Annotated in this window: 9 protein-coding genes; 1 reads left to right on the top strand and 8 read right to left on the bottom strand. The window is 73.6% G+C overall.

What is annotated here, in order from left to right; all coding sequences use genetic code 11:
- Positions 1-148: 148 nt before the first annotated feature.
- Positions 149-760, bottom strand: coding sequence for a TetR/AcrR family transcriptional regulator (locus tag WMF43_RS29725; protein WP_437669743.1), 612 nt, complete (start codon positions 758-760; stop codon positions 149-151).
- 49 nt (positions 761-809) lie between these two features.
- Here WMF43_RS29725 and WMF43_RS29720 point away from each other — a divergent pair, with 49 nt between their 5' ends.
- Entirely contained in the window at positions 810-1790 is a 981-nt protein-coding gene (locus WMF43_RS29720) for an aldo/keto reductase (RefSeq protein WP_437669741.1), read from the top strand.
- A gap of 20 nt (positions 1791-1810) precedes the next feature.
- On the opposite strand, the gene WMF43_RS29715 is transcribed toward WMF43_RS29720, so the two are convergent.
- The 7 genes from WMF43_RS29715 to WMF43_RS29685 all read right to left on the bottom strand — a co-directional run bounded on the left by WMF43_RS29715 (position 1811) and on the right by WMF43_RS29685 (position 15351).
- A complete protein-coding gene (locus WMF43_RS29715) occupies positions 1811-8215 on the bottom strand; it encodes an SDR family NAD(P)-dependent oxidoreductase (protein ID WP_437669739.1) in 6405 nt (2134 codons plus the stop codon).
- Positions 8216-8219: 4 nt separating this feature from the next.
- Positions 8220-9326 (bottom strand): methyltransferase, encoded by a 1107-nt coding sequence (locus tag WMF43_RS29710; RefSeq protein WP_437669737.1) that lies wholly within the window; start codon positions 9324-9326, stop codon positions 8220-8222.
- A gap of 24 nt (positions 9327-9350) precedes the next feature.
- Entirely contained in the window at positions 9351-9761 is a 411-nt protein-coding gene (locus tag WMF43_RS29705; RefSeq protein WP_437669736.1) for a homocitrate synthase, read from the bottom strand.
- Positions 9762-10134: 373 nt separating this feature from the next.
- Complete coding sequence (locus WMF43_RS29700; RefSeq protein ID WP_437669734.1) at positions 10135-11553, bottom strand: cytochrome P450; 1419 nt, start codon at positions 11551-11553, stop codon at positions 10135-10137.
- Positions 11550-12416 carry a methyltransferase domain-containing protein gene (locus WMF43_RS29695; RefSeq protein WP_437669732.1) on the bottom strand — a complete coding sequence of 289 codons (867 nt, stop codon included), beginning with the start codon at positions 12414-12416 and terminating at the stop codon, positions 11550-11552. The genes WMF43_RS29700 and WMF43_RS29695 overlap by 4 nt, the downstream gene beginning before the upstream one ends.
- Before the next feature lie 126 nt (positions 12417-12542).
- The gene (locus WMF43_RS29690; RefSeq protein WP_437669730.1) at positions 12543-14075 is read right to left on the bottom strand and encodes a hypothetical protein; all 1533 of its coding nucleotides are present in this window, start codon (positions 14073-14075) and stop codon (positions 12543-12545) included.
- Positions 14076-14118: 43 nt separating this feature from the next.
- On the bottom strand, positions 14119-15351 hold the full coding sequence (locus WMF43_RS29685; RefSeq protein ID WP_437669729.1) for a cytochrome P450: 1233 nt from the start codon (positions 15349-15351) through the stop codon (positions 14119-14121).
- Between the last annotated feature and the right edge of the window lie 206 nt (positions 15352-15557).

Below are 15557 nucleotides of genomic sequence, written 5' to 3'. Positions count from 1 at the left end.
CCGCACGTCCCCTCGCCGCTCCTGGTCGGGGACGCCCTCCCCTCCGCCACGTCGATCACGCGGCGGAGGAGCTCCGTGAGTCGCTGACGGTCGCCGTTCTGCGTGGCCTCCGGCGACACGCCCGACGTGGTGGTCGTCTGGGCGGATCTCATGCTCGTTGCCGCCCCACGCCTGCACCCGGCCGACCACCGAGCGGGCTGAGCACGCGCGACACGAGCGCGATCAGCGTCTCGCGCGCGCGGCCGCGGTCGACGGCTGGATCGCGTAGCCGGATCGCCTTGCTGCCGTCCAGCACGGCGAGCAGCATGGTCGCGAGGCCAGCCGCCGGCAGCGTGTCGTCGACGACGCCGGCGGCCTGTCCGCGCGCGATCGCGCTCGCGAGGAGCTGCTTCATCTCGGCGCTGTGGCGCCGGAGCCGATCCGCGATCGCGGCGTTGCGCTGCGACTCGGCGAGCAGGTCGAAGAGGAGGGACGGCCCCTTGCCGCTGTAGAGGTCGGCCACGAGCGCGGGGAGGTCGCGCGCGTCCTGCACGTCACCCGAGAGGTGCGTGGCCGCTTCGTCGAGCACGAGCTGGAAGAGGCCCTCGAGGATGGCCTCCTTGCTCGAGAAGTAGTGGTAGAGGTGCCCAGGGCTGACGCCCGCCTCGGCGCAGATGCTCGCGATGGATGCCTGCACGCCCTCGGCGGCGAAGCGGCGCTGGGCGGCGCGGAGGAGCTCGCGACGCTTCTTCTCGTGCTGTTCGGGGTTGACGGTGCGCATGCGGCGATCCATTGCTAGAGCGTTCGCTCTAACATTGAGGGGTCGAGTGATGCCCACGATACCGCGCACGCATCTCGGCAAGAACGGTCCGCTCGTCGGCGCGCTGGGCCTCGGCTGCGGCGGGATGTCGCCCAGCCGCGGCGCCGACAGCGACGCCGAGGGCGTCGCCACGATCCAGGCGGCGCTCGACGCCGGGATGAACCTCCTCAACACCGCCGACTTCTACGGCATGGGGCACAACGAGGCGCTCATCGGACGCGCCATCAAAGGCCGGCGCGACCGGGCCTTCGTGAGCGTGAAGTTCGGCATGCTGCGCACCCCGGGCGGGAAGTTCCTCGGGATGGACGGCCGCCCGGCCACGGTGAAGACGTTCGCGGCCTACTCGCTCCAGCGCCTCGGCGTCGACGAGATCGACCTCTACCAGCCCGGGCGGCCCGATCCCGACGTGCCCTTCGAGGAGACGATCGGCGCCATCGCCGACCTCGTGCGCGAGGGCAAGGTCCGTCACGTCGGCGTGTCCGAGGTCGGGGTAGAGCTCCTGCGCCGCGCGCACGCCGTGCACCCCATCACCGCGCTCGAGATCGAGTATTCGCTCGCGTGCCGCTTCATCGAAGCAGAGATCTTGCCGACCGCGCGCGAGCTCGGGATCGGCATCGTCGCCTACCGCGTGCTCGCCGATGGGCTGCTCAGCGGAGCGACGGCGCCGAGCCCTGGCGCGCACTTCGTGGCGCCGCGGATGGAAGGACACGCGCTGGAGCAGAACGTCCGCGCCGCTCGCCCGCTCGTCGACATGGCCGCCCGGAAGCGCTGCACGCCAGCCCAGCTGGCCATCGCGTGGCTGCGCGCGCGCGGCGACGACATCGTGCCGCTCGTCGGCATCAGCCGGCGCGCGCGGCTCGACGAGAACCTCCTGGCGCTCGACGTGCGCGCCTCCCCGGACGAGCTCGCGCTGCTCGACGCTGCGTTCGCGCCGGGCGCGATCGTCGGCGATCGGTACCCCTCGTTCGTCATGAAGTACGCGGCGCGCTGAGCGACCGGGCTACAGCGCCTTCAGCGCAGCGCCCGCGTGAGCACCTCGGCCCAGAAGGGCCGCTCTCGCTCGATGAAATAGTGGCCTCCCGGGCGGAAGGTCGCGGAGAACTCGCCTGTCGTATGGGCGCGCCACCCCAGGATCTGCTCCCCGTTGACGAAAGGATCCACGCGGCCGCCCACCACGGTGATGGGGATGTCGAGCGGCGGCTTCTCCGCGTACGTGTACGTGTTGTTGATCTCGAAATCGGCACGGACCGCGGGGAGCACGAGCCGCCTCATCTCCTCGTCCTCGTAGACGGCCCGGCTCGAGTCGAAGCCGAGATCGCGCAGCATATCGAGCAGATCCAGATCCGGCACGAGGTGGCCCGGCACCCCTGGGACCGGGCTGTATTGCCTGTAATCGTTCTGGATCTGCTCGGGGTGGTACACGTGCGGCGCGCGCGCGCCGGAGACGAACAGGCGCGCCGGCCCGACGCCGTGCTCCCGGCGGAGGCGGTGGGCGACCTCGAACATCATCAGCGCGCCCAGGCAGTGGCCGAAGAACACGAACGGTTTGCCCTCGAGATAAGGCAGCAGGGAAGGGGTCAGCGCCTCGACGAGCGGCTCCATGCGCAGGAAGGGGCGCTCACCGAGCCTGCTCCCGCGTCCGGGGAGGTGGACCACGCCGAGCTCGACGGAGCTCGGCAGGCCCTCGGGCCAGCCGTTGAACACGGCAGGGCCGCCGCCCGCGTAGGGGAAGCAGAGCAGCCGCATCGAGGCCTGTTCGTTGGGGCGCCGGACGACGACCCAGGGATTGCGCATCAGCGCCGGCGCGGGGAGGTCGATGGCGCGGACCGCCGGCGCCCTGGAGGAGGGCGCCGCCGGGGTCGCCGGCGCCGTGGAGGAGGGCGCCGCCGGCGTCGTTGGCGCCGTGGAGGAGGGCGCCGCCGACTCGTGTCGCGCGCCGCTCGGCCCCTGGCCGGGGGTGGCGCCATCGGCCGGTGAGGGAAACGAAGCCGCTGCGTCCAGCTGAGGGAGGACCACGTCGGCCAGCGCCGCGATGCTCGTGTCGTCGAGCAGGAACTGCAGCCCGACGCCGATGCCGTGGCGCTGGAGGCCGTCCCTCAGCTCGAGCGCCGTCATTGAATCCATCCCCAGGTCGTTCAAGGCGCGCTGCGGATCGACCTGGGAAGCTGGCATATCCAGCACCTTCGCCGCCTGGACCTGCAGCCAGGAGACGAGCGCGCCGCGGCGTTCGCCTGCGGAGCGCTCCCGCCACGCGGGATCGAGGGGCGCCGCGGTCACGCTGGCCGGCGATGCGGTCGCGCCGGCCGGCGATGCGGTCGCGCTGGCCGTCGTGACCGTGGCGCCGGCCGGCGATGCGGTCGCGCCGGGCACCGCCTGCGGCGCGCCCACGCCCATCCGCTCCAGGAGCGGCCACCTCCGCCTCGCCTCCTGAAGCTCCCTGAACACGCGAGGATCGACCCGGACCACGGCCGCCTGGACGGTGCCCGCGGCCAGCAGCCCGGAGAGCGCCGCGAACGCCTCGTCCGCGCGCAGCTCCCCCATGCCGGTGCGCTCCAGGTGCCGCCGGTACTCCTGCGTCCCCAGCCCGTCGCCCTCCCACAGACCCCAGTTCACCGTCGCCCCGGGGAGACCGAGGCGCCGGCGCTCGTGCATGAGCGCGTCGAGGAACTGGTTCGCCGCGGCGTACGCGGCGAGCCCCCGGCCCCCCCAGAGCGACGCGACCGAGGAGAAGCCGACGAAGAAGTCGAGGTCCATCCCCTGCGTCAGCCGGTGCAGGATCCAGGACCCCGCCAGCTTGGCGCGCAGCCCGGAGACCAGAGCGCCCCGATCGAGGTGCTCGATCGCCTGCTGGTTGCCCACGCCGGCCGCGTGCAGGACGCCGCGCAGCGGGGTCGCGGCGCGCGCCAGGCCCTCGAACACCCGCGCCATCTCCGCCGCGTCGGAGACGTCGGCGCTCACGACCTCCACCCGGGCGCCCGCGCTCTCCAGCTCGCGAAGCGCGGCCTGCGCTCGCTCGGAGGCCCCCCGGCGCCCGAGCAGCACCAGGTGGCGCGCGCCGCAGTCCACCAGCCACCGCGCCGCCCTGAGCCCGATGCCGCCGAGCCCTCCAGTGACGAGGTAGGCCCCGTCCGGCGAGACGGGAACACCCCCGGTCTCCGGCGGGCGGCGGCGCTCGAGGCGGGCGACGCAGCGGCGCCCACCTCGGAAGGCGACCTGGTCCTCCCCGGCGGCGCTCCGGAGCTCCGCGCAGAGCAGCGCGGCGTCGCCCCCGGCCGCCGCGGGATCCAGGTCGATGAGGCCCCCCCAGAGCTCCGGGTGCTCCAGGGCGACGACCTTCCCCAGGCCCACCATGGGCGCCTGGAGCAAGCCCACGGCGCCCGACGCCGCGAAGACGGGCGCGGCGCCCCGGGTCGCCAGCCAGACGCGCGGCAGCCCCGGGCGGCGCGCCCGGGAGAGGGCCTGGATCAGGTGCAGCAGGCCGCACCCCTGCGCCGCCGCGGCGTCCAGCGCCGCCTCCGGCGCGTCCGGCGCGGGCGCGTCGAGGCTCCACAGATGCACGATCCCGCGCACCGGGCCGCCGCCCGCCTCCAGGAACTCCGCGAGAAGACGCTCGAAATCCTCGCGGCGCGCCGGGTCCACGCAGAGCTTGTCCCGGGAGAGCCGCCCGTACGACGCCCCCCGCACCACCCAGGTGCACGCCTCGCCCCGCACCGCGAGCTGCGCCCCGAGCGCGTCGGCGACGCCGGTGCCGTCCGCCAGGAGCAGCCACCTCCCGGGCGCAGCCTGGGACGGCTGCGGCGCGGGCGGCGCGGGCAGCTCAGCGAGATCCTGCGGCTGCCACGCGACCTCGTAGTAGCAGTCCGCGAGCGAGCTCACCGCCGGCCCCCGCTCGCGGTCCACCCGGAGATCCTCCGCCGCCCGCCGTGCGCCCCCCCGCGGCTCGACCCACCGCTGCCGCTGCCAGGGGTAACTCGGCAGCGGAACGCGCCGGCCACGTGCTGGAAAAATCCGTTCCCAGTCGAGCGCGTGGCCTTGCTCGTAGCGCGCCCCCAGCGCCGCGAGCTCCGCCGAGGGCTCGGCGCCGCGCGCCGGTTGCCGCGCGTCGCCGGCCGGCGTCTCGCCCTGCGCCGCGGCCGCGAGCGCCGCCTCCAGCGCCTCGCGCGAGGGCGCGGCCACCGCGAGCCGGTGCTCCAGGTGGCCGCGCGTGGTCGCCAGGCTGAACGCCAGGTCGCCGAGGCCGATCTCCGGGTGCGCGCGCAGGTGATCGCGCAGCCGTCCGGCCGCCGCGCGCAGCGCCTCCGGGCTCCTGGCCGACAGCACGCAGAGCTCCGCCGCGCGCGCCGGCGCCGCGGGGCGCGGCTCGGCCGCCGGCGCCTCCTCCAGGATCACGTGCGCGTTCGTCCCGCTCAGCCCGAACGCGCTCACCCCCGCGACACGCGCCCGGCCGCCCCGCGGCCACGCCCGGCGCTCGCGCGCCACCGACACCGGCAGCTCGGACCAGGCGATGTGCGGGTTGAGCGCGCCGAGCGGCGGCTGCGCCGGGAGCTGCTCGTGCTGCAGCGAGAGCACCACCTTCACGAGCCCGGCCAGCCCCGCCGCCGCCTCCAGGTGCCCCAGGTTGGCCTTGACCCCGCCCAGGATCAGCGGCCGCTCCGGAGGCCGGCCCTGGCCATACACCGCGCCCAGCGCCTGCACCTCGATCGGGTCGCCGAGCGGCGTCCCCGTCCCGTGGCACTCCACGAAATCCACCGCCGCCGGCTCGAGCCCCGCCTGCGTGAGCGCTGCGCGCAACAGCGCCTGCTGCGCCGGCCCGCTCGGGACCGTCAGCCCGCTGCTCGGGCCGTCGTGGTTCATCGCGGTGCCCCGGATGACGGCCAGGACGTGGTCGCCGTCGCGCTGCGCGTCCGAGAGCCGCTTGAGCACCACCGCCGCGCAGCCCTCGGCCCGGCCGAAGCCGTCGGCCGCCGCCGAGAAGGGCTTGCAGAGCCCGTCGGGCGACAGCGCCCGCAGCCGCGAGAGCGTCACGAACGACCTCGGCGAGAGGAGCGCGTTCACCGCGCCGACGAGCGCCCGGTCGCACTCCCCCTGGCGCAGGCTCTGGCAGGCGAGGTGCACCGCCGAGAGCGACGAGGCGCACGCCGTGTCCACCGCGAGGCTCGGCCCGTGCAGCCCCAGGAAGAACGACAGCCGCCCCGCCACGACGCTCGGGGCGTTGCCCGTCACGAGGTACAGCGCCGAGTCGCCCGCGACGTCCTGCGCCTCGGCGTGCTCGACGGCGCTCACCCCGACGAACACGCCCGTCGCGCTCCCCCGCAGCGCCTCCGGATCCTCGCCGGCGTGCTCGAGCGCCTCCCAGCCGACCTCCAGGAGCAGCTGCTGCTGCGGGTCCAGCGTCCTCGCCTCGCGCGGCGCGATGCGGAAGAACGCCGCGTCGAACGACCACACGTCGCGCAGGAAGCCGCCTCGCTTGACGTAGGTGCGGCCCGGCGCCTGGGGATCGGGGTCGTACCACGCGGCCGAGTCCCACCGGTCGGCCGGCACGTCGGTCGCGACAACGCGGCCGTCGGTCAGGAGCCGCCAGTAGGCGTCGAGGTCCTCGGCGCCGCCCGGCAGGCGGCAGGCGGCGCCGACGATCGCGATCGGCTCGCCGGGGTCCGCGCCCCGGGCGGCCCGCGGCGCGGCGCGCGTCTCCAGGCCGAGGACGTCGGCCGCGAGGTGCTCGGCGAGGCGATCGATCGTCGGGTGGTCGAAGGCCAGCGTCGCCGGCAGGGCCACGCCGAGCGCCCGTTGCAGCCGGGCGCGGAGCTGCATGGCCATCAGCGAGTCGAAGCCCTGCTCCGCGAAGCCGCGCGACGGGTCGACGCCGCCGGGGCCCTCGAGCCCGCGGGCCTCGGCCGCGATCGCGCGCACGAGCGCGCGCAGCTCCGGGCGCGTGGGCCTCGGGGAGCGCGGCGTCCCCCCGGGGGGAGGCTCGCCGGGCGGCGGCACGGGGGCCGGCGTCCGCTCGCCGTAGAGCTGCTCGAGCTCGGCCGCGAGCTCCTGCTCCGCCCGGCTTCGCAGGACCGTCCCCTTCGGGCTGATCGGCAGGCGCGCGCCGCTCGAGGGCGCGAGCGAGAGGACCAGATCCTCGTGCAGCTGCGAGTGCCCGGGCAGGCCGGCGTTCACGTGGGCGAGGGCGTCCGACAGGGCCCCTCGGTCCTCGGCGGTCGGCTCGTCGCGCCACTGGACCACGCAGGCCAGCCGGAGGCGGCCCGCGCCGACCACCGCGACGTGCTCGACGCGGCCGCGGAGCCGGCCGAGCAGCGCCTGCTCGATGGCGAGCGCGTTGCTCTTCTCGCCGCTCACGTGGACGACGATGTCGTCGAGGCGGGTCTGGTAACGGTACGCGCCCGAGGCGGCGCGCAGGAACGTGTCCCTCGTGGGAAAGTCCTGCCCGGGCGAGCTGGCCAGCGTCGGGCAGTCTCCATGCACGATGAGCTGCCCGGTGCCCTCCTCGAGGTGCCAGAAGGCCTCGGGGATCACCGGGGTCATGTCCCGCCAGTCTCCGCCGTCCGGCGAGCCCCGGAACACGGCGCCGAGCTCGGTCATGCCGTGCTGCTGGACCACACGGACGCCGGCGGAGGAGAGCCGCTCGCCGAGCGCCTCGCCGAGCACCGCCCCGCCCACGACGACCCAGCGCAGGCGCGCGAGCGCGGCCGCGCCGCCCGGGAGGTCGAGGAGCTGCTCCAGCATCCAGGGGACCGAGGAGAACATCGTGACGGGGGCTTGCTCGAGCAGCCGGAGCAGCGCGCGGGGGTTGGCCTCGCCGAAGTAGTAGCGGCTCCTCGTGCGGTAGCCGTGCAAGAGCTCGGAGATCAGGCCGAACGCGTGGAAGAGCGGCAGCCACCCCAGGCTGGCGTCCTCCGCGGTCCACGCGCCGCGCCACCGCGCTTCCTCGAGGCGCAGCGACGCGCGCAGGTTCTCCCGGGTAAACCGCACGAGCTTGGGCAGGTTCGTCGTGCCCGAGGTGTGCAGGATGACCGCGACCTCCTGCTCGTCGGAGCCGATCGCCGGGGGGTCCGTGGGCTGGCCGGCGGCCTCCGCGGGCCCGCCGTCGGCGCCGCACGCGGAGGGGATCACGGGCACGGGGGAGGGGTCGCAGCGGCTCACGTCCGGGGTCGCGAGCACGCTGGCGCCGGCGACCTCCAGCAGCGTCGAGACCGTCGTCCAGGGGAGGCGCCGCGAGACGAGGAACGGGACGGCGCCCGCCTTCCAGATGGCGAACAGGTTGACGACGAAATCGGGGTCGTTGTCGGCCCACAAGGCGACGACGCCGCCTCGCCAGGGGCGGAGGGCCAGCGCGCGCCGGTGGACCTGCCGTCCGAACTGCTCGTACGTCGTCGCGACCTGGTTGAAGACATAGAAGACGCTCGACATGACTTCAGGCTCCTCGCGCTGGACAGGGCCGCTTCGTCGCCTCGATGACGGACAGCGCCGTCGGGGAGCCGAACACCCCGGCGAGCTCCAGCCCGGCCCCCTCGAACAGCGCCGCGAACTCCGCTTCTGTCCGCTCTCTCCCCCCGGTGACCACCATCATGTTCAGATCGAGCCACTTGCCGAAATGATCCTCGCTGCCCGAGGGGATCACCGCCTCGATGACGAGCACCCGGCCCGAGGGCTTCATCACCCGCGCGATGTTGGCGAGCAGGGCCGAGCACCTGTCGTCGGGCCAGTCGTGCAGCACCCTCTTCAGCACGTAGGCGTCGGCCGCGTCCGGCACGCGCTCGAAGAAATTCCCCGCCTCGAAGGAGAGCCGCGCGAGGTGCTCGGGGCGCGCGGACAGCGGCGCTTCGCCGGGCGAGCCCTCGTGGAACCGCCGCGCGCCGTCGATCACGTGCGGCAGGTCGTAGAGGATGCCTCGGAGGGACACGTCGCGCTGCAAGATGCAAGCGAGGAGGCGCCCGAGGCCGCCCCCGACGTCGACCACGGTCGCGCCCGGGCCGAGCGCGCCGGCGAAGTCGTAGCTCTCGGCGACGGCGCTGTCGCTGTACATCGCCCTGCCGAGCTCCTTCATCGCCTCATCGAAGATCCTCGCCGGCCCGGGGTGCTGCTGGTAATAGCCGAAGTGATCGACGCCGAGCGCCCTGTCCCAGGAGGGCAGCTCGTCCTTCATGGCGGAGGGCAGATCGTGCCAGGCGAGCGACATCTCCTCGCCGTACATGAGCGCGGCGTTGCGGAGAGAGCACGGCGCGTCCGAGAGGAGGTGCTCCGCGAGCGGGCTCAGGCCATAACGGGGGCCGCCGGGGCCGCCCTCCTCGCGGAACACACCGGCGCTCGCCAGCGCGCGCAGCAGCCGGCGCAGCGCCGAGGGGTGGACGGCGAGCTGCCGCGCGATCTGCTCGACGGGGACGGCGGCGCCGTCGCCGAGCTGCCGGACGGCGTCCGCCACCCCGAGCTTGGCGGCGGTGTAAAGCGCCCTGCTGACCCAGTAGGCGGTCAGCATGCGCACCATGGTGTTGGCCGTGGACATGGGGGTGGCTGTGGACATGGGGGGCGCCGCGGACATGGGTCCTCACTCCACGAAGGTGGATTCGTAATCGCTGTTCCCCAGCATGGCGATGTAGAACCCCGTCCCCTCGACCACGTTGGCGCTGTGGAGCAACCTCGGAGGGATGTAGATCGTCGCCGGCGCCTCCACGGTGTAGACCTCGTCGCCCAGCGCGACGCGGAACAGGAGCCGATCCCAGGTGAGCAAGAGGTTCAGCTCGGCGCAGTCGTGGCGGTGCGGGTCGCAGTAGCCCCGCTCCTCGCGCGCCGCGCCCCGGATCTCGTGCACGGCGATGTGCTGGTTCGCCTGGGGGAGGACCGCCGCGCCGGCCATCAGCCGCCGGACGAGCGGCGCCTCCCCGCCATGGAAGCGCACCGCGTCGAGGGGCTGCACGAGCCCGCTGGAGATGAGTCGCTGATAACGTTTGGTCGTCATTGCCCACGTCCTTGGGGTGTTCACCGCACGTCCACGCTCACCCTGCGCGCCGCGCGGCCGGGCCGCGCGCTCCGCTCCGCGGAGGCGCGCCTCAGCCGGCGTACACCGCGCACAGGTGGGGCCATCATGGGCCGCTCGGAGACGGCGATACCGCACAACAGGCGATACGGGACGCGCTCACCTGGTCCCGATCCGCCGAGGAGACAACTCGCGCCGGCCGACTCCTCGGCCGGACTCGGTTCATCCTCCCAAGATACGGCGTCCCGTCCAGCACGCAACGAGCTCGCGATTACAGGCGATTACAAGCGATTGCGGCCGCGGCGGGACCACGCGCGGCGGCGCGCCTGCGCGAGCGGCGCCGGTGGCGGCTTCCTCAGGCCGCGTCTCGCCCCTCGAGGACGCGCCCCGGCGCCGCGGCGAGGCGCATCCGCAGGCCGGGGTCGGGCGTGGTGAACGCCCGCGTGTTCGCGACGACTGGGTGCGCGGGCGGCTCGAACGTGTACCGCCCGGCCAGCGTCGCGAGGGTGAGCGTCGCCGCGGCCATGGCGTAGTGGTTGCCGATGCACTTGTGCCGGCCGGCGCCGAACGGCAGGTACACGTGCGCGGGCCGGGCGACGCCCTCCGCGAAGTGCTCGGGGTAGAAGCCGTCCGGCCGCGACCAGTGCGCGGGGTGGCGGTGCAGCGTGTACGGGCTGATCGCGACGACCGCGCCGCGCGGGACGGCGACGCCGGCCACCTCGTCCGCGCGGGCGGCCACGCGGCTCATGACCCATACCGGCGGATAGAGGCGCATCGACTCGAGGACGACCCTCCGGGTATAGCGGAGGTTGCGCGCGCCTTCGGGCGTGGGGAGCCGCGCCCCGACCTGCGCGGACACCTCGGCGTGGAGCCGCCGCGCGACGTCGGGGTGCGTCGCGAGCAGATACCATGTCCAGGTCAGCGCGAGCGCCGTGGTCTTGTAGCCGCCCACGAGGAGCGTGGCGATCTCGTCCTCGAACTGCCGCTCTCCCAGGGCGCCGGTCCTCAGCTCGTCCGCGAGCAGGCGCGTGAGCAGCACGTCGGGCGCGCGCGCCGCCGCGAGGCTCGCCCGCCGCCGCGCGATGAGGCGCGCCACGACGGCGCGCATCCGCGAGGCCGCCCTGGCGAAGCGCCGGTTGCCGGGCGTGGGGATCCAGGCCGGGACCAGGAGCGGCGCGCCCATCGTGTCGAGCAGCCGCGCTTCCATCTCCTCGTCGAGCGCGCCGAGCTCGTGGACGTCGTCGCGCAGATCGGCGCCGATCAGCGCCTCGGCGAGCAGATCGAGCGCGAGGCGCCGCATCTCGCCCTCGACGTCCAGCACCGCGCCGACCTGGGTCGACCACCGGGCCCCGACCTCGGCCGCCGCGCGCGTGATGCCGTCCGCCATGTCCTCGATCTTCCTCGGCTGAAACGACGGCTGCATCAGCCGGCGCCGCTGGAGGTGGCCGTCGCCCTCGGCGGTGAACAGCCCTTGCCCGAGCAGGCGGCGCATCACCTCGAAGAAGCGCAGCCCGTCCTTCGTGTAGCCCCCCCGGTCGACGGCGCTCGTGAGGATGCGCCACGCCTCGTCGGGGTCGTTGACGAGGACGTTGGGGCCGAAGAGATCGAACGGCGCGACCCGGCGGTACCCGCGCTCGTCGTCCCTGGTCAGCCGCATGTAAAACGCGAGCGGGTTCGCCTTGAACGCGTCCGCGTTCCGCAGGCTCGCGCGCAGGCCGCGGGGGGCCGCGGGCGCGCCGGGCGCCGCGCCCTGCGCCGTCGCCGGGCCGCTCATGACGACAGCCTGTCCGTCTTCGCGCGCAACGCGGCGAAGAACGCCGGGATCGGCTGCTGCCGCTGGCCCGGCCGCAGCGCCGCCGGGTGCAGCTCCGCGCTCCCGGCCTCGACGCGCTCCCACGCCGCCTCGGGGAAGTGGCGCGCGACCTCCTTCGCGCCGAAGCGCGCCGGCGCCGGGAGCCCCGCCTCGAGGCACCGCAGGATCGGCTCCGGAAAGTCGCCGCCCCGGGCGCCGAGGAAATCGAGGTACGAGAGCGCGCTCCCCGGATAGTCGGTCTCGACGAGGAGCAGGGTGCCGTGCTGGCCCACGAGCGCGCGGCAGCTCGCGACGAGGCGGTCGCGGTGCGCAACGTCGAGGGTGTGGAAGAGCCCGCGGACGAACACGTTGGCGGCGCCGACCTCGGCGCGCAGGCGCTTCCCGGCGCCCGGCTCGGTCATGTCCAGCGCCCGGAACACGGGGCGCGGCCGGCGCGAGGTCGCCCCGGCGCTGCCCCTCGCCGCGCCGGCGGGATCCGCGGCGCCCGGCGCCTCTGCGAGGGTCTCCCGCTCGGCGCGCGCCACGGCCTGCACCGAGATGTCGATTCCGATCGCGGCGGGAAACCAGGGCGAGAGCGCGCGCGTATAACGCCCGTTGCCGCAGCCGACGTCGACCACGGGGCGGGTGGTATCCATGGTGCGGCGGGCCAGGTCGATCGCCCAGTCGAGCTCCTCCCGGGCGCCCCCGTCCCAGAGCACCTCGCCGCCGGGGCCGGTGCGCCGGATGTCCCGCCAGTAGCGTTCCCAGGCGTCGCGCCGGTCTCGGGGCGCCCGCAGCGCGCTGCGGAGGAGGGTGGGGACGAGCAAAGCTCTGCGCAGAAACATGGCGTGTGTCCTCCGGGGATGCGCCCTCGGGAAGGCCTCCCCATCCAATCGAGTTGCGTCGAGGAGCGCGATGGGCGGCGATGGCTCGGTCGATCGGGGTCGCCGGCCGTTCACCGCGCCGCGCGCTCAGGCGGTCAGCGCCGCTTTGCTCTTCGAGAGCTCGAGCGAGAGCGAGAACTGGAGCTCGAGGCAATCGAAGACGGTGTTGATCATGCCCACCGCGATCTCCTGGCCGCTGTCGCCGAGCGCCTCGGCCTTGAAGGCGACGGCGTCGGCCTCGTCGTCCGGATCGAGCGCGGGGTGCGACAGCGCGTGGCGGTCGGCGAGGTAATCGAGCCGCAGCGGCCGCTCTGCCTCGACCCGGCGCGCGAGCGCGCGGGTGTTCTCGAAGAACGCCTCCCCGCTCGCCTCCAGCGCCTCCATGAGCCAGAACCGCAGCACGGGCTCGGGGTAGGCGAACGCGAGCTTGACGAAGGAAGACATGCTCCGCCGCTGCGCCTCCGAGTGCTTGCTCGCGCAGTAGAACTCGAGCGTGTCGCTCGCGCTCCAGCCGAGGCGCCGATCCATGTCGAGCGCGATCCAGTCGCGCAGGTAGAGCTCGTGGTGCGATTGCAGGTCGAGGGCCCAGCGGTTGATGGCCCGCTCGAACCGGTCCGCCGGCCGCCGGTAGGCGAGGGCGTGCACGTTGAGGTCGCGGTATCCCATGCAGTCCGGCGTCCAGAACAGCGCGATGCGCCGGAGCTTCTCCTCGGGATCCTGCCCGTCCCGCGCCCGCATCCAGGCGAACAGCGGGTGCTCGGCCGCCGCCCGCTTCCGCTGCTCGAGGACCTGCTGCACCCGTTCCTGCTCCGGCGCGACGCGCTCGCTCCGCCGGCGGACAGGGCTCCCTGCCGTTGTCCCGGGGTCCGGTCGCGGGCCGTGGGGCGCGGCGGTCGGGCTCCGGATCGTGGACGGCGGCTCGTCGTCGCGGGCGACCCGCTCCGCGTAGCGGAGGAGCCGGTCGCTCTTCACGAGGATCATGTCGAAGAGCCGGCGCACCAGCGCGCAGGCCTGCGCCCGCCGGCCTTCGTCGAGCTCCGCCTGCGCGAAGAGCTGGCCGTCGAAGAGCAGGTGCCCCACCTCCCGCCTCAGGTGGTACGGCCCGAAGTAGCGGTATTCCACGCCGGAGCGCTGCGAGAGCGCGTCCGCGACGCCGGCCGAGGCCGTGAAGAAGACGTGCCCCCAGGCCTCGATCGACTGCATCACGGCGAAGCGGACCAGCGGATCCTGGTTCAGGGTGCACATCTGCATGATCTCCATGCCGTACTCCCGGAAGACGTCGGTCTCGGCGCCCGCGTAGTACCACCCGATCATGTCGCTCGCGCTCCAGCCGAGGCGCCGATCGAGCCCGAGCTTCCGCCAGTCCTCGAGGAAGAGCCTGGAGTGGGTCTCGTCCTCGCGCGTGTGCCGGTTGATGGTGCGCTCGAGGTCGCCCGCGGGCGCGGGGTACCTCATGAACCACTTGTTCATGTCGCTGAAGGACATGATGAAGTTCACGAGGATGGGCGCGAAATCGAACCGGGTCTCGAGGGACGTCGGCCCGTTCGCCATCCACCGGTAGAACGGGTGGGCGGCGATCTCTCGCTTCTTCTGCTCGATGAGCTCGATGACGTGCTTCATGTGCCTTCTCCGCGGCTGGCCGGCGCTCCGTCGCCCGTCCTCGTCAATCGAACAGCACCTGCAGCGTCCGGAGCTCCCGGCCGAGCGGGCGGAACACCATCCAGTCCGGGGCGGCGTCCCGGGGCCGGAGGCGAGGGAACCGGCCGAGCAGGGTGCGGAAGAAGACCTGCGCCTCGAGGCGCGCCAGCGCCTGCCCCATGCAGGAGTACGGGCCGATGGTGAATCCAACCTGGCGGCTCGCCTCCTCGCGCGTGATGTCGAGCCGGTCGGGGGCCGGGAACGCCTTGGGATCGCGGTTCGCCGCGCAGAGCGCGAGCACGATCGTCTCCCCGGCGCGGATGTGCCGGCCGCGGATCGCGAGGTCGACGGTCGCCATCCGGCGCACCGAGGCGACCGCGCCGTGGTACCGCATCATCTCGTCGAAGGCGTTCGGGAGCAGCGCGGGATCGGCCGTCAGCCTGGCGCGCGCCTCGGGGTGGTCGAACAGGATCTGCACTCCATTGCAGAGCTGGTTCGCGGTCGTGTGGTATCCGACCACGAGGAACATGATGCATTGCGCGACGATGTGATCGTCGCTGAAGTGGACCCCGTCGGGGTCCGCCTCCATGAAGGCGCCGAGCAGGTCGGCGCCGCGCTCGCGCCTCCGCCGCTCGACGATGGGCCGAAGGAAGTCGGACAGCTCGACCATCCCGCGCTGGCAGAGGAAGAGCTGTTCGCGATCTCCCATCTCGAGCAGCTGAGAGATGTAGTTCGAGCAGCGCAGGTAGAGATCGACCTCCTCCTCCGGAACCCCGGTCACCCCGGCCACGACGGTCATCGCCAGCGGGTGTGCGATGTCGTTGACGAGATCCATCTCCCCCCGCTGCGACGCCGCCGCGAGCAGGCGGTCGAGGATGGCCTGGATCCGCGGGCGCTGCGCCTCGACGTGCTGCGGCGTGAAGTGGCGCTTGAGGAGCTTGAGGAAGAGCGCGTGCCTCTCCGGATTGCCGCGGTCACCCCAGGCGAGGAAGGTGCGCCGGAGGGCCCCCAGCGCGAGCTGGTCCGACGCGGGCAGCGCCTCCATGCGCTTGAGCTCCTCCACGACGGAGAGCCGGGGATCGCGGAGCGCCGCGCAGACGTCCTGGTAGCTGGTGAGGACCCACGAGTCGAGGTGCGGGCTGAAGTAGACCGGGGCTTCCTCGCGCATCCGGTGGAGCAGCGGGTGTGGATCGAGGAAGAGAGAGGGTTCTCGGAGGTCGTAGACGTGGTTGTTTTGCGAGGGGGCGGTCGAGGTCATGGAGGGAATCGCCCTTTCGCGCGGGAGAGCGCAGTGGAGGGATCGAGGGGCTCCGCGCGACGGAGCGCCGTGCTCCTCCGGAGCGTGGCCGGCGCTGGCGCGAGGACCGTTCGTGTCTCCGAAAAGCAACCGCCGGGCCGCGCTGTCGCGGACGGCCGCGCACGGGAGAAAGCTGCCTGTTCTTGCGCTCGTTGTCCCCGGAGCTC

The organism is Sorangium sp. So ce131, assembly GCF_051519095.1.
Taxonomy (GTDB): domain Bacteria; phylum Myxococcota_A; class Polyangia; order Polyangiales; family Polyangiaceae; genus Sorangium.
This window is presented reverse-complemented; position numbering and strand designations above follow the sequence as displayed.

Excerpts from the sequence above, each read along its gene's own strand:
- WMF43_RS29695 (WP_437669732.1), bottom strand. The coding sequence starts at position 12,416 with ATGTTTCTGCGCAGAGCTTTGCTCGTCCCCACCCTCCTCCGCAGCGCG.
- WMF43_RS29700 (WP_437669734.1), bottom strand. The coding sequence starts at position 11,553 with ATGAGCGGCCCGGCGACGGCGCAGGGCGCGGCGCCCGGCGCGCCCGCG.
- WMF43_RS29705 (WP_437669736.1), bottom strand. The coding sequence starts at position 9,761 with ATGACGACCAAACGTTATCAGCGACTCATCTCCAGCGGGCTCGTGCAG.
- WMF43_RS29725 (WP_437669743.1), bottom strand. The coding sequence starts at position 760 with ATGCGCACCGTCAACCCCGAACAGCACGAGAAGAAGCGTCGCGAGCTC.
- WMF43_RS29685 (WP_437669729.1), bottom strand. The coding sequence starts at position 15,351 with ATGACCTCGACCGCCCCCTCGCAAAACAACCACGTCTACGACCTCCGA.
- WMF43_RS29715 (WP_437669739.1), bottom strand. The coding sequence starts at position 8,215 with ATGTCGAGCGTCTTCTATGTCTTCAACCAGGTCGCGACGACGTACGAG.
- WMF43_RS29720 (WP_437669741.1), top strand. The coding sequence starts at position 810 with ATGCCCACGATACCGCGCACGCATCTCGGCAAGAACGGTCCGCTCGTC.
- WMF43_RS29690 (WP_437669730.1), bottom strand. The coding sequence starts at position 14,075 with ATGAAGCACGTCATCGAGCTCATCGAGCAGAAGAAGCGAGAGATCGCC.
- WMF43_RS29710 (WP_437669737.1), bottom strand. The coding sequence starts at position 9,326 with ATGTCCACAGCCACCCCCATGTCCACGGCCAACACCATGGTGCGCATG.